Origin of the sequence: Streptosporangium sp. NPDC051023 (genome assembly GCF_040689595.1) — a bacterium.
Classification (GTDB): domain Bacteria; phylum Actinomycetota; class Actinomycetes; order Streptosporangiales; family Streptosporangiaceae; genus Streptosporangium.
On record NZ_JBFBCE010000060.1, the window covers coordinates 44236 to 58474 of the forward strand.

General features: G+C 67.5%; 8 protein-coding genes. 4 read left to right on the forward strand and 4 right to left on the reverse strand.

Going from position 1 to position 14239, the window contains the following annotated elements; translation table 11 throughout:
• Positions 1-252: 252 nt before the first annotated feature.
• Complete coding sequence (locus tag AB0395_RS31945; protein WP_366287515.1) at positions 253-1434, reverse strand: NAD(P)/FAD-dependent oxidoreductase; 1182 nt, start codon at positions 1432-1434, stop codon at positions 253-255.
• A 284-nt stretch (positions 1435-1718) separates the two neighbouring features.
• Here AB0395_RS31945 and AB0395_RS31950 point away from each other — a divergent pair, with 284 nt between their 5' ends.
• A complete protein-coding gene (locus tag AB0395_RS31950) occupies positions 1719-2327 on the forward strand; it encodes a helix-turn-helix domain-containing protein (RefSeq protein ID WP_366287517.1) in 609 nt (202 codons plus the stop codon).
• A 61-nt stretch (positions 2328-2388) separates the two neighbouring features.
• On the opposite strand, the gene AB0395_RS31955 is transcribed toward AB0395_RS31950, so the two are convergent.
• From AB0395_RS31955 to AB0395_RS31965, 3 genes are all read right to left on the reverse strand, one after another.
• Positions 2389-9039, reverse strand: coding sequence for a hypothetical protein (locus AB0395_RS31955; RefSeq protein WP_366287519.1), 6651 nt, complete (start codon positions 9037-9039; stop codon positions 2389-2391).
• Positions 9040-9082: 43 nt separating this feature from the next.
• Entirely contained in the window at positions 9083-9484 is a 402-nt protein-coding gene (locus AB0395_RS31960) for a YbaB/EbfC family nucleoid-associated protein (RefSeq protein ID WP_366287521.1), read from the reverse strand.
• Positions 9485-9718: 234 nt separating this feature from the next.
• Complete coding sequence (locus tag AB0395_RS31965) at positions 9719-10024, reverse strand: hypothetical protein (protein WP_366287522.1); 306 nt, start codon at positions 10022-10024, stop codon at positions 9719-9721.
• A gap of 218 nt (positions 10025-10242) precedes the next feature.
• On the opposite strand from AB0395_RS31965, the gene AB0395_RS31970 reads away from it, so the two are divergent.
• From AB0395_RS31970 to AB0395_RS31980, 3 genes are all read left to right on the forward strand, one after another.
• Positions 10243-11853, forward strand: a complete 1611-nt coding sequence (locus tag AB0395_RS31970) for an ATP-binding cassette domain-containing protein (RefSeq protein ID WP_366287524.1) — start codon at positions 10243-10245, stop codon at positions 11851-11853.
• A gap of 158 nt (positions 11854-12011) precedes the next feature.
• Positions 12012-12812, forward strand: coding sequence for a hypothetical protein (locus AB0395_RS31975; RefSeq protein WP_366287526.1), 801 nt, complete (start codon positions 12012-12014; stop codon positions 12810-12812).
• A gap of 689 nt (positions 12813-13501) precedes the next feature.
• The coding region (locus AB0395_RS31980; RefSeq protein WP_366287528.1) for a C40 family peptidase at positions 13502-14239 on the forward strand (738 nt) is incomplete at its 3' end.

Consider the following 14239-nt stretch of genomic DNA (forward strand, 5'->3'; position numbering starts at 1 on the left):
CTCGTGGAGGGCCGCGTCCCGGCCGTCTCCCCGGGCGGTTGAGGGGTGCCACCGAAATACGGCAAAAACGGGCCGTGGGCTTGATCGCCGATCGTTAGATCTTGGCGTTCCGGCTGCTTAGTGGTGGTTTCTGGGGGGTTCGGGCGGCGTCAATCGAGCGGACGGCATACCCGAGGTTCACGCGGGCGGTACCGGTGCGGGAACTGGCGGAGGTGTTCACCCCGTCGGTCGGTGAGGTGGAGTGGGCGTGCGTCAAGACACGGGATGACCGGCATTTCCTGGCGTTGCTGGTGTGGCTGGAGGCATACCAGCGGCTTCGCCGCTGTCGTGTCGCTCGAGCAGGGCCTCGGCGCCGTTTTCGAGGATCCGGGCCGTGGCCGTCGCCCGGGGGAGCATGGTCTTTTCGTAGGTGCCGACGGCTTCGGCAACCGTGGTGGAGCCGGCCAGCGCGAGGGCGAGTTCGCAGGCGTCGAGCATGGCCAGGTTGGCGCCGACGCCGAGCGGGGGCATGAGGTGGGCGGCGTCGCCAAGCAGCGTCATGGTCGGTACGGGGTCCCAGGTGTGCGGGACCGGCAGGGCGAACAACGGACGATCGACGTACGGTCCGTCGTTGTTGTTGATCATCTGGAGCATGGGCGGCGACCAGCCGGAGAAGGCGTCGAGCAGCCGGGTGCGGATCCCGGTGGTGTCGCCGGTGTTCAGGCCGCTCGCGGTGATCCAGTCGGCGGGCAGGCGCTGGATGATGTAGACCCGGATGTGGTCGCCGCTGTTGCGCTGGGCGAACAGAGCGCGGTCGCCGTCGGCTGCGGTGGCGCTCCCCTGGCCGACGAGCGCGGCGAGGTCGGGGTGCGCGTTCTCGACGTCCTGGAACCAGGCCTCCAGGAAGCTGACCCCGGTGTACTGCGGCGCGGCCGACGACAGCGCGGGGCGGACTCGGGAGAACGCGCCGTCGGCTCCGATGACCAGGTCTGTCTCGACGGTCGTGCCGTCGAGGAAGTGCACCCGCCGCGGGCCGTCGGCCGGGCCGCTTATCTTCTCGACGGAGTGGTTCCACCGTACGGTTCCCGGCTCCAGCGAGTCGAGCAGCAGATCGCGCAACTGGCCTCGGTCGATCTCCGGTTTGAAGAGCTCGTCTTCGGCCGGGACGTGGTGGCCCAGGATGCGCCCCGTCGGATCCAATAGGCGCATCTCCTGTCCCTCCGGGCGTGCCAGTTTGAAGAACTCGTCGATCAGGCCGGCCTCGCGCAGGGCGAGCTGGCCGTCGTCGGCGTGCAGGTCGAGGGTGCCGCCCTGGTTGCGCGCCTTCGGGTGGGGGTCGCGGTCGTAGACCGTTACGGGGATGCCGTGTTTTTGCAGGATGCGGGCACAGGTGAGGCCGCCGGGACCTGCTCCGATGATGCTGATCCTCGCGGCGGCCGGTACTGGTGAGTTCATGACTGGTCCCTTTCGTTCATGACGGTGTGCGAGCCGCGCCGGGGATCGCAGACGCGACTGCCTGTAGCACACGGGGGCCGCAAGCTGTGTTCGCCTGCCGATCCCTGGCGAGGAACCGCGATGGGCTGTTCGCCCCGCCCGGTCGCTTACCGCAGCTGCTCGTGCACGTCGTCCCCGAGATCCCGAGAGCGGGCGGCGGCCCCGCCACCACATAAAAGCAGAACGAGTAAAAAAGTGCAATTGGTCCACTAATTGTCTGTAGCCACTTTTGATAGGGTGCGTGCATGGACACCCCACCTGTCGTCGGTCGCCGTGAACGCAAGAAGGCGGCAACCCGTCAAGCGATCGCCGACGCCGCCCTGGAACTGTTCCTGGAGCGCGGCTACGACCGGGTGAGCATCAGAGACATCGCCGAAGCGGCCGACGTATCGACCACAACGCTGTTCAAGCACTTCCCGGGCAAGGAGGCACTGGTCTTCGACCAGGAAGAAGACCGAGAGGCGGAGTTGATCGCCGCGGTACGCCAGCGCCCCGCCGGTCAAGGCATCGTCGGTGCACTCCGCGAACACGTCCTCGCGTCCCGGCTCCGGGTCGCGACCCACCCGCTACGGACCGAATTCACCGATCTCGTGGACTCCACGCCGGCGCTGCAGGAGTACGCCGAACGTATGTGGACCCGGCACACCGCTGCCCTCAGCGCGGCTATCGCCGATGACGCCGGCGTCAGCCACGACAACATCGCCTGCCGCGCACTCGCCCGGTTCGTGCTGGACATACCGGTACTCACCCGAGGCCTACGAGATCCCCGAACGGCCGTCGAAGAGGTCTTCGACCTCCTCACACACGGCTGGCACCTGCCCAGCCAGCGACTGCACGTTCATAACGGGGATTGAAACCACCTTCACACACAACGCTGACCAGCAGCTGTGGCCGAAGGCCACCCATGAGACGCGCTCAGCGCCGGAAGATGAACCCGGGGTGCTCCTTTTCGATCCGCTCGATGTCGGCGGCCGAGAGCCGTATGTACAGTCCGTCGGGGACGTCGATTATCAGGTCCCTTTCCGCGCCGTGGAAGACGAGGCTGGTGGCGCAACGGTAGTACGTGGTCTCGGTGCTTATCTCCAGGTTGCGTTCGCGGATGTTGTTGTTCCGCGACCCTGTTTCCACGCCGGATCCCTGTCCCCTGCCGGCACCGAGGATGCCTACGGCGTTTTCTTCGGTCAGGCCGAGGGAGGCGCCCACATGGGTGTCTCGTTCCCTGTTGTCGCTGTGGGCATGGCCGGTTCCCGTCGTCGTCTGGCTGTACACGCGTTGTTTGACCGATGCCTCGGCGACCGGTTCGGCCCGTAGAACCTGGATTCCGGCCTTTCCGAGACCGGGGATCTCGTACTCGTGCGCGAGCAGTGCCTTCAGGTTGGCGCGCGCCGTTCTCGGGTTGCCTGCCTCGTCGAGAAGCATGCCGAGCGGCTGGCTGAGCTCATATCCGAGGGGGCGGTCGGACAGCAGAGGCACCGACCCCTGAAGTTTCGGCGGCAGGGCGGCGACCGGGGCCCACTGCTCGATCAGGAGGGCCGCCGGAATGGTTACCTGATTGGCGACTTCGCCCAGCGTCGCGTTCACGGCGAGGGGCTTGACGGGATTCGACCAGCGTGGAGCCTCTCCTGTGACGACCGTCTGCGCCGTAACCGGTGTGCCCTCGGCGACCGGCACGGTGAGGTGCTCGGGCACGATCAGGCGGACCTCGCCGTGTGCCACCCGAGAGGGTGCCGAGATCGAACGACGCCTGTCCCAGAACCTCTCTGCCGCATCGTTACCGGTCAGCTCCGTCCATTTGTGCAGGGTGCCGCGGACCCCGCGGGCCAGATGCTCCAGGCCGGGTGGCGGCTCCTTGCTGCTCACCACTTCGATCTCGTACCGGACGGGGTGCGTGAACTCGTGCGAGGAGTCGTAGGTCTGTACCCGGTTGATCTCCTTCACATTGCTGCCCTGGAGATGTGAGGTTCCGGACTCGGAGATGTTCCTGGCCGACGCCTCCGCTCCGGTGATGACGTCTCCGGCATACCTGCTGTAGCGCCCGACCGCTCTGGCCCCACGGCTGGAACCGGCCTCGTGCATGGTTCCGTCGCCGCTGGCGAGCTCACTGCGGAGCATGAGCCTGACGTCGGGACGGACCGCGGTGTGTGCTCCGTCCAGCACCACCGCCTTGACCCGGACCCCTACGTACTCGGTGAAACCACGGCCACGTTCGACGGGGAGCCAGGCCGTCACGCCGGTACGGAGCGACAACAGGTTCGCCGACAGCGCCTGTTCGTTGTACTGGGAACGCAGGGCCTCCATGATCGGGCTTGTCGTGAGCTCCTCACCCTTGAACAGGTACCCCTGTTCATGGAAGATCTTGACAAGCTCGGGGAGCACGTTTCCCGAGGCGAGATGCTCGACGTACGCCGAGCTCATCGTCAGCTCGGGGGAGACGTAGGCACGGGGTTCGGGAACGACGACCTCGGCGGGGGCGGGCCCCTCAAGCCCGAGGTGCCGTGCCACCTGATCCGGCGTCATGAAGTCCATGATCTGGTTCACCCTGAGGCCGGTGGTGTGGCCCTGCTCGACCGACTCCCCCCTCCATCGGATCGGGGTCACCTCCACGACCAGGTCACCGCGGTACCAGTGTGACTCGCCGCCGTAGGTGGCGCGGGCGACGTCGATGGCGCCGGAATAGGTGCTCTCGTTCGAGGCCCGCCCGGTCGAGGCGGTCGCCGCGGTCATCGCCATGAGCTTGTGCTCGCTCCCGCCCACCGCAGAGTCGCCCAGGGTGGTGCGTGCTCCGATCATCGCCTGCCCCTCCAGGCCCTTGGTGCTGCCCTTGCCGGTGATGACCCTGGAGTTCGCGTTCGTGTAGTGCTCGTACTCCACTCCCGGGCCCGACGTGGTGTGTTCCAGCCCGGCGATGCCGACCTTCATCCGCAGCGCCTGGTTCCAGCCCCCGTGTGCGGGGAGCTCGATCGTCATGCCGTCCGGCGAGGTGAGCAACCCGATGTTCGCCTCGATGAAGGAGGGCCGGGTGAGATCCAGGATCTCGGCGGGAACGTTTCGACGCCCCTCCGGCGACGGCAGTCCGGTCCACTCGGCGTGTGCCTTGGCCACCGCCAGGGCCAGGTCGGGCATGGCGCCGATGCGGACCACACCGGCGGGATGCTCGCCGAGGTCGAGCATGTCGTCGGGACGGCGCTCCAGCGGTTCGAGGTGGCCCACACCCGCCGCGTCCTGCGCGCTCACCGGCTGGTGCGGGACATGCTGGCCGGGCACCACGATCTCCGCCACGCTGCCGTCCACCCGCCAGGAGACGTCCGCGATCTCCTTGCCCCTCCTGGTGACGTGCAGTTCCACCTCGATGGGAACCGCCCGTTTGAACACGGTGACCGTACCTTCGGTCTCGGTCCTGCGGTAGACGCTGTGACCGGAGGAGAAAGCCGTCTTGTTGGTGGATCCCACCGTCCCTCTGGCCAGCATCTTGGGAAAGTCGATACCCAGCTTGGGAAGCTTGATCCCGAACACTTCTTGCACGTCCACTTTGAAGCGCACGTTTCCGGCAAGCTCGAAACCGGCCGCCCTGGCGGTCGTCCATCCGGTGTTCAGCGCGGCCCCCACGGTCCTGCGATCATTCACCGTCAGGGGATACTCCGCGACCTCGTGCAGCGCGCCGAGGGTGCCACGGGCGGAAACCTCGATGTGATGGCCGCCGACCGTTGTCCGGTAGTCGATCCCGTTCAGCAGGTGGGTGAGATCGGATTCCAGAGCGGGACGGCCGAAATAGGCGCCGAGATCCTGGAGGACCTGCCGTAGCGCAGCCGGTGGGAGGTTGGGCACGGCCTCGGTGAGAGCGTCACGGATTCCCGTGACGAGGCGTTCGCTTCCTATCAGATGGGCCGGTGTGCCCAGTCCGGGCCCACGTCCGGCGGCCAGCATCAACGGCTCCTGCGGATGGGGCTCGTACACCGTGCCCTGGCCCTCGCCGTGCGGCTGAACGGATTCGATGTGCGGGATGCCCAGTTCGGCCCGCGTCTCTTCGGTGTATTTCTTCAATGCGGCGATCTGGTCCCGTAGAGCGGCGAACTCTTCTTGTACGGGGGTCAGCTCCCTGCCGAAGATGTCCAGCTCGAACCGGTCCGCCTCGCGCACCGGCAGCGCCATCTCCATGCGCACATCGACGTCGAAGGGGCCCATTTTCTCCGAGGAGACATGGAGCCGTACCGTCGCGTCATAGAGGACGACGTCGGTCTTCTCGATGAAGTTTGTCTTCACCACGTCTGTGTCGGATGTCCCTATGGAGTGCTGCTTTCCGAGCCTGCCGCTGACACCGGCCCTCACGACGAGCTTGTCGGCTTCGCCCACGTCGAACTTCAGGCCGACCGAACCGCTCAGCGCGTTGCCTTCCTGGCTCGTCGAGCCCGTGACCGCACGCCGTCCCAGGTCTTCGCGGATGCGCGTCTCGATCGGCATCTCCCTGCTCCCCGGCCTGCTCCCCGTCACGGGCTCCATGCGCAGGACGGTGGAGGTGACATGGAAGGCGTCTTCGGTGGAGCGCCACCGGGAGGTCTGGTACCGCACCGCCTCGGAGGTGACTCCGCTCGTCAGCAGCCACTGGCTGCGGTTCTTCATCGCCTGCTCGCTCCACACTGTGGACATGAGATGGTCGACGATCTTGACGATCTGGTGCGACGGCACGCCCGCCTCCACCAGGCGGCGCTGCACCTCCAACGCCAACGGCCTGGTGTCCACCGCGGTGAGGAGAACGCTGTGGTCCGGTACTCTCCGGGCCGCCTCGGACGGGACCTCGTGCCGGGGGAGAAGCGACGGGCTGTCGCCGCTGGTGAGCTGCCCCGTGCGGCGGAAGTCCGTGGGGAAGGGCACGACGACGGACAGGTCGGGAACGCGGGCGCCGTAAGGCACCTCCGATCCGTTTCGGTAGATCTCGAGCGACAGCCCGGCGTCGAAGAAGTCGAGGAAGGCGACCGGCTTGCGGCCGCTCATGATGTCGACGCCGTTCATGTCGCTCGTGCGTGACGAATGCCTGAGCCCCACGATGGGCAGTCCCAAGGTCTCCACCTCATCGGTGGTTTCCCACATCTTCGCGACGCCTGAGCTCAGCTCCGCATGGCGGCTTCTCGACGTCCTGCTCTCCACGCCGTCACCGCCGAACGAGACGGGATAGGCGCGCGGGCCTTCTGGGGTCTCCGTGACGGAGAAGTCCCGCATCCGCGGCTTCAGGTACACGACATCGTCGCCGACGCTCAGCGCTGCGCCCCTCTGGAGCAGATCAGTCCATTTCTCCCGGTCGGCATTGGACAGTTGCTCGGTAAGCCACGTCTGGATCTTGGTGCGGATCTCGGGGCTGAGATCGCCCGGAATGCCGTCCACCCACTGCTGCGCCGCGCTCCTGGGGTCCGCCGGGATCTGGACCTGGTGCAGCGCCGTCTCTCCGACGGCGCCGAGCTCGACGTATCTGGGCGGATTGATCGTGGGCGGGTGGAGCGGCGGAACCGTCGCCACTTCGCCCGGCCTCCCGGAATTCCCGGTGGGCATGGGATCGCCGGAGGGGCGCTCCTGCAGTGCGACAGGAAGGTCACCGGCCGGTGTGGAATGGGCGGGTGGTCTCCCCGGACTCTCCAGACTGAGCAGCGGGGGCACCGGATTCAGGCGGCTGGCCGGATTGATGAGGTCATCGATGCTCGGGCGCGGGGCGGCCGAGTTGCCGATGCGTCCGGCACCGGGGAGCGGGCTCGTCGGAGCGCCTGCCGTCTCCACCTGCCCATCCCCGGAGCGTGGTGCGGCGAGGACCGTTGTCTGACCCTGGTCGCCATGGGGCGCCAGGGGCCGCACCTGCGGGGAGGCCGGATGGGCTGGGGTCTCGGCCTGCGGGGAGGCCGGGTGAGCCGGGGGCCCGGCCTGCTGCGGGGAGGCCGGGCGGCCCGGGGCCTCGGCCTGCTGCGGCGCGGTGGTGCTTCCTCGGGTCCGGTCGCCCGCGAGGTTCGCCTCGTTCGGCTGCCTGGGGACCACGGTGGTGCCGTGCGCCGTGTCACCGGAACCGGCGGGTAGCGGTGAATCCTGGCGCCGCACGACCTCGCCCGCGATCACCTGTCCCGTATCGGCGGGCCGGTTGCCGGTGCCGGTGGGTCTCACTCCGGCACCGTCCCCCGCCCCGAAGCCACCACTTCCTGGGCCGTCGTGGCCTCGGGGCGCCGGGATGGGCGTGTTGGCCGGATAAACCACCGTGCCGGCGTCGATGCGCACCGGACCGGGCTGTGCTTCGGCCGGTGGGGCGTGCTGTGCCACCGGGGCCATCGGGCTCGCGGGCTCAGGGCGGCCGTTGTTCAGGGAGTGAACGGGAGACTGTTCCGCGACGCCGGCCAGCGTTGTGTGCGACGGCTGAATGACGGGTTCGTGCCCGGTCGGCGTTGTGTGCGACGGCTGGATGACGGGCCTGTGCCCGGCCGGTGCCGTGGGCGATGTCTGATAGGCGCTCTCGTATCCGCTGGGCGCCGAATTCGAGTGCTGCCCCGCCTCGCTGACGTGCGGGGAGACGAAGAGGTCGCCCCCGCTGGGGGGCGGTGTGCCGGACGAGCCGGACTGATGTCCGGTGGAGGGCCCGTCGAGGGCGGCGACGGCGTCCAGTGAGTGATAGGTGGTGCGAGCGCCGGCCGGGACGTCCAGGCCTCCCGCGACTCCGGCGACGAAGGTGTAGAAGAGGTGTGACGAATCGAGGTTGCCGCTCATCGCGAGCCCGGGAACACTGCCCGCGGCGCCCGCGACGCCGCCCATCAGGGCGCGCCCGTACAGGCTCTGCCCGAACGCGGCCACCTTGTCCCGCAAGGACAGTTCAGCGCTCGACGCGACGTACCGCGTTTCCTGCGAGAGCAGACGGCTGAGGCCGAAGTCCATTCTGGTGAACACCGCGCCGGTGAGGGCGCCGCTGCCCGCGGACAGCAGGAGCGAGCTGACATCGTAGTGCTCCCGGTGCCCCCATTCCTTCTGCGCGGTCTGCACGCCGAGGTCCAGGCCGCCCATGATCCCGGCGAACCTCTTCATGTTGGTGAGCGTCTGGCGTTTCAGCTCGTCGATCGACATCTTCGTGAGCAGGGTTCGCTCCTGGATCGCGGAGAGAACAGCCGGGCCGTTGACGTAGATCCACACCAGCAGGCGCGCGATGGCGAGGGCGAGCAGCGCCAGCGACGCGTAGATCATCCACTGGGTGTGCTCCATCTGCACGCCGTACTCACGGAGGTTCGCGGCCTCCGCCCTGATCGCCGCCTCCAGCCGCCTCAGCAGCGACGTACCCGAGATGTCGCCTCCCGGAGGCTCCTCGGTAAGCTGCGCCAACACCTCCTGAAAGGCCTTCTTGGCCGCGCCGTTCCACCCGGGGCCGTTCAGGGAGGCGAACAGTTTGTCGATGTCCTCGGCCTTGACCTGGGCGATCATGTCGGCGATCTGGTCCAGCGCGTCCGCCTCATGCATGACCTGGTCGACCTTGGCGTCGGGGATCGCCCCTCCGGCCAGGAACGGTGCCACGCCTTTGACCAGATCGGGGACGAAGTCGAGATTCAGCCCCATGAGCGTACGTGCCGCCGCTTAGGCGAGGGGGTGGGTGCCGTCGTCATGGGCGCTCTTCACGCTCCGTCGGACGCGGCGTCACGACCTGTGCCAGGAAGGACGGGAGGTCGGCTCCCTCGCCGAACAGATCTTCGAGAGAAAGGTCCGCCGGTGTGAACGGCTGCATGGCCTCCTGTAGCTCGCCGGAGACCGTCCGGGTGGCCGCACCGATCTGCTCGATGAGCGAGGCGGACAGCTCCGACGGGGACAGCTTCCGGTAGACCCGTGGATCAAGGTCGATCTTGCGTACCTCCCCGCGCGCCCCCACGGTGACGGTCACCATGCCGTCCTTCGACGTGGCCGAGGCGGACATGTCACGAGCCTTCTCGTGCATGTCCTGGACCTGCCTGGTCTGCCGGTTCACCTCCTTGACGAGCTTTTCGAGCACCGTCCAAGAATCATCCATGCTCACTTTGACGCCCCCGTGAGACGAATTGCTCCTGTCTCAGTCACATCAGGATTATCGTCTGCCTCTGTGGGACGTTTAGTTGCCCTTGCGTTAACTTTTGGCCGTCTCTGCGTTAACTTCCGGTTTCCGAAGATGGTCGCATTCGTGACCACTCGTGCCTGACAAGCTCGTTCACAAGGTGAGCGCGGGAGCGCTCCGGCGATCACGCCGTGACATATCTCTCATTTATGGTCATTCGCGTACGGTGCTGGCCTCGTCACTTGCCTTATAGGTGGCGGAGGCGGCCCTGAGCTTGGATTCCTGTGCGCCAACCGCCTTTTTCAGCAGGTTCAGGGCCTCGCTGATGGCGCCCATTCGCTTCCCGCTCGACTGCCAGTATTTATGGGCGAACTCGTCTCCGCCGAGCGCGGCCCGCGTGGATTCCGTGACCTCTTTGAAGCGGTCGTGCACGTCGAAGAGCTTGACGGCCGTCTCATGAGTCTTGATGGCCAGACTGTGCAGCTGGTTGGAGTCGTAACTGAAGCCGTTGGGTCCCATGGAGCAAACCCTAACGATCGGTTCGGATATGAGAAGGGGCGATCCGGGTTCTCCGGGAGAACGGACGGCGGCCGGAGAGCCGGCGCGCGGCCTCTCCGTCTTGGTCCGTTTCGGCCTCCCGGTCTCCTGGTCCGGACACCCGTGCCCGCGGGAAAACGGGATGTCGATGAGCGAAAACGGCATGTACCCTGCGCGAGGACCTAGGGAAGGGAATCGTCGTGGGGCACGTTGAGGTCGGGCATCTGACATATGTCCTGCCGGATGGCCGGCCGCTGCTCGACGACGTGTCGTTCCGCGTCGGGGAAGGGGTCAAGGCGGCGCTCGTCGGCCCCAACGGGGCGGGCAAGACGACGCTGATGCGGCTGATCGCGGGGGACCTGCAACCGGTCGAGGGAAGCGTCGCGAGCTCGGGCGGCCTGGGGGTCATGCGCCAGTTCATCGGCAGCATCCGCGACGGGCGGACCGTGCACGACCTGCTGGTCGGCGTCGCCCCCGAGCGTGTACGACAGGCGGCGGAGCGGCTCGACGCCGCCGAGCTGGTGATGATGGAGCGCGAGGACGAGAAGGCCCAGATGCGCTATGCACAGGCCATCACCGACTACGGCGACGCGGGCGGCTACGACATCGAGGTGCTCTGGGACACCTGCACGATGGCGGCCCTCGGCGTGCCGTACGACAACTGCAAGTACCGCGAGGTCAACACCCTGTCGGGCGGCGAGCAGAAGCGGCTGGTGCTCGAGGCGCTGCTGCGGGGACCCGACCAGACGCTGCTGCTGGACGAGCCGGACAACTACCTCGACGTGCCCGGCAAGCTCTGGCTTGAGCAGGCGCTCCGCGAGACGGCCAAGACGGTGGTGCTGGTCAGCCACGACCGGCAGCTCCTGGCCAACGCGGCCGACCGGATCGTCACCGTCGAGTCCGGCAACGTGTGGATTCACGGCGGCGGGTTCGCGACCTACGCCCAGGCGCGCAAGGACCGCCGCGAGCGCCTCGACGAGCTGAAGAAACGCTGGGACGAGGAGCACGCCAAGCTCAAGCGGCTGGTCGTCATGCTCGGTCAGAAGGCCAAGTACATGGACACCATGGCCGCCGCCTACCACTCGGCCCAGACGCGACTGCGCAGGTTCGAGGAGGCGGGACCGCCGGAGGCCGCGCCCAGGGAGCAGCTCATCAGCATGCGCCTGCGCGGCGGGCGGACCGCCAAGCGCGCGGTGATCTGCGAGAAGCTGGAGCTGACCGGGCTCATGAAGCCCTTCGACCTGGAGATCTGGTACGGCGAGCGGGTCGCGGTGCTGGGCTCGAACGGCTCGGGGAAGTCACACTTCCTGCGCCTGGTCGCGGGTGAGGGGGTCCGGCACACCGGTGTGGCCAGGCTCGGCTCGCGGGTCGTGCCCGGCCACTTCGCGCAGACCCACGCGCGCCCCGAACTGCTCGGCAGGACGCCCTGCGAGATTGTCATGTCCGAGCACGCCAGGCTGAAGAACGAGGCGATGAAGGCGCTCTCGCGGTATGAACTGGCGGGGAGCATCGCCGAGCAGCGGTTCGAGACGCTGTCCGGCGGGCAGCAGGCGCGTCTGCAGATCCTGCTGCTCGAACTGTCGGGGACAACGCTGCTCCTGCTGGACGAGCCGACGGACAACCTCGACCTGGCCAGCGCCGAGGCGCTCCAGGAGGGGCTGAACGCCTTCGACGGGACCGTGGTCGCGGTCACCCACGACCGCTGGTTCGCCGACGACTTCGACCGCTACCTGGTCTTCGGCTCCGATGGCAAGGTGTACGAATCGCCGCAACCCATCTGGGACGAGACCAGGGTGGTCCGCCCGCGCTGAAGGGGCAGGGCGGGAGCCGGGTGGGGAAGGCGGTGCCGGGAAGGCGGCGGCGAGGAGACCGGTGCGGAGAATCCGTCATAAACAATCCCTGTTAAAGAATTCGCCCGAGTCGTGTGTGTCCGGTGGAGACCGGAAGGTTCACGGGTTATGACGACTATGTGACGCACAGTACCCGAATCGTCGGCGCTCTCGCCCTGCTGTTCCTGGCCGGATGCTCCAGCTCGTCCGAGCAGCAGACGGCCCAGCTCAGGCCGCTCGCGGTCAAGGAGCAGGTCTCGTCCATCGTCAAGAAGGACGGGGGATATGTGGTGAACTGGGCCGGGGTGCTCACCAACAGCAACCCGTGGCACTTCGGCGAACACGTGGTGGCCACGGTGATCGCCAAGGACGCGTCGGGCAAGGAGGTCGTCCGGCTGGAACAGCCGCTGGACGCCGTGCCGCCCGCGGGGTCGCTGCCGTTCAGCGGCGAGGTGGTCGCCTCGGAGAAACCGTCCCAGGTGAGCATCGCCTACCGTCCCGCCGAGTGGCGGCTCGCGGGCCGGATCGTCTCGGCCTTCCAGCCGTTCCCCATCTCCGACGTGATGACCGTACGCAGGGACGACGGTTACCTGGTCGTCGGATATGTCGGCACGCCGTACCGGCTGCCCGCCAGCAGCCTGGAGGTCACCGCGCTCCTGCGGGACAAGGACGGCAAACTGCTCGGCGGCGGGAGCACGTTCGTCGACGACGTCGGCCCGGACAGCACGCGCCGCTTCGTCATGCACATCGAGAGCGTCGCGGACACGAGCAAGATTGCCAAGGCCGAGCTCGCCGCGCGCACCTGGGGATCCAGCAGCCGCCCCTACGAGCAGCTCGCCCTGGGCGGAAGCGTCCCAATGCACACGGTCAAGCCGACGACGGCCGCGTTCGCCAAGGACAGGGGTCGGCAGGGGGCGAGCGCGGCGGACGCTCGGCCGTGAGCGCCCGTCCCGGCGGCGATGTTCGCCGGGGACGGGCGTTCGTCAGGGGCGAGGCCGGGGGCGGGGACGCCCCTGGCCGATGTGGTGTATCCGCCTTTTCGGTGTTTCTCATGTTTCCTGTGGGGCCGTGGATTCGTCGGGCTCCGTAGGCTTTTCGGCGCGGCGGGTTTCGTCGTGCGGACTTCTTCTTGCCGCGGACCTGTACGGCCTTCCCCCGGACCTGTACGGCGGGCCTTGCGGGCCCCGGGGCCGGTGAACGGCCGTTCGTCGGGGTTTTCGTTTGCATGCCGTACGGCATGCTTTTTCGTGTTTTCCGGTGTCCGGGACATTGGGTGGTTTGACATGGTCTGTCGGCCGATGGAAAACGGCTGACCGGAGGAGGTCGGCGATCCAGGCAGCCACCACGTGCCTGCCGTCTGACGTGCTCGGGTGTCCTCCGGTTGAAGGTCCGAATGCGCCCGATCGGGGAACACGCTCTCCCTTATATCCCCTTATCTCACCTCTGTCGCTCCGATGTGGTGCCCCGTGCTCTGAAATCCCACTGAACAGCACTGATCACATTATGTGTGTTACATGTGTGCGAAGAGTGACTAGAGGGAATCTTGAGTCACGCGGGTCGTCATGCAGTGACACATAGTGATACGCGCTGATTCGGTATGCGCTTATGGGAGAGGTGAGATATGCACTCCATGGGCAGAAAACACGGTCGTGCCGTCGCCCTGGTTTCGGGGTTGACCTGCTGCGTGCTCGTGGGCATGGGCGCCCCCGCCCAGGCCCGGCTTCATAACGGTCCCGCGGTCCACGAGGTCGCCGAGGCGCGGTCCAAGGCCGTCGAACGAAGTAAACCGCCGGCCGCCGAGCGGGCGACGGTCAGGGAGAGGACCAGAGAGAGGACCAGGGTCGCCAGGGGCCGTGCCGGGTACGGCAGGTACCGGGCCGCCGCGATGGCGCGTTTCAGGGCGCGGAACGTCATGGCCCGCACCGGACAGACGCCGACCTGGGCGGACGACGGGTCCGCCGAGCCGGCCAGGGGCGACATCGTCGCGGACTGGGCGCTGACCCAGATCGACAAGCCCTACGTGTGGGCGAGCGCGGGACCCGTCGGCTACGACTGCTCCGGGCTGACCATGCAGGCGTGGGCGCGGGTCGGGGTCAAGATGGACCACTGGACGGGCACCCAGTGGACCTCGGGGGAGCATGTGCCGCTCGACCAGCTGCAACGGGGCGACCTGCTGTTCTTCGGCCGTCACGTCCGCGGGCCCGCCGACATCCAGCACGTGGGGATCTACATCGGCAGGGGCCTGATGGTGCACGCCCCGCAGACCGGGGACGTGGTCCGGGTCGCGCCAAAGGGCCGTTTGTGCGAATCAAAGGGGGCGCCCGCGCGGCTTCGTCGGCGGCCTGTCGTCGCGCTCGCCCCATTCGAC

Coding starts and splice junctions, on each gene's coding strand:
- AB0395_RS31945 (WP_366287515.1), bottom strand. CDS start 1,434: ATGAACTCACCAGTACCGGCCGCCGCGAGGATCAGCATCATCGGAGCA.
- AB0395_RS31960 (WP_366287521.1), bottom strand. CDS start 9,484: ATGGATGATTCTTGGACGGTGCTCGAAAAGCTCGTCAAGGAGGTGAAC.
- AB0395_RS31965 (WP_366287522.1), bottom strand. CDS start 10,024: ATGGGACCCAACGGCTTCAGTTACGACTCCAACCAGCTGCACAGTCTG.
- AB0395_RS31950 (WP_366287517.1), top strand. CDS start 1,719: ATGGACACCCCACCTGTCGTCGGTCGCCGTGAACGCAAGAAGGCGGCA.
- AB0395_RS31955 (WP_366287519.1), bottom strand. CDS start 9,039: ATGGGGCTGAATCTCGACTTCGTCCCCGATCTGGTCAAAGGCGTGGCA.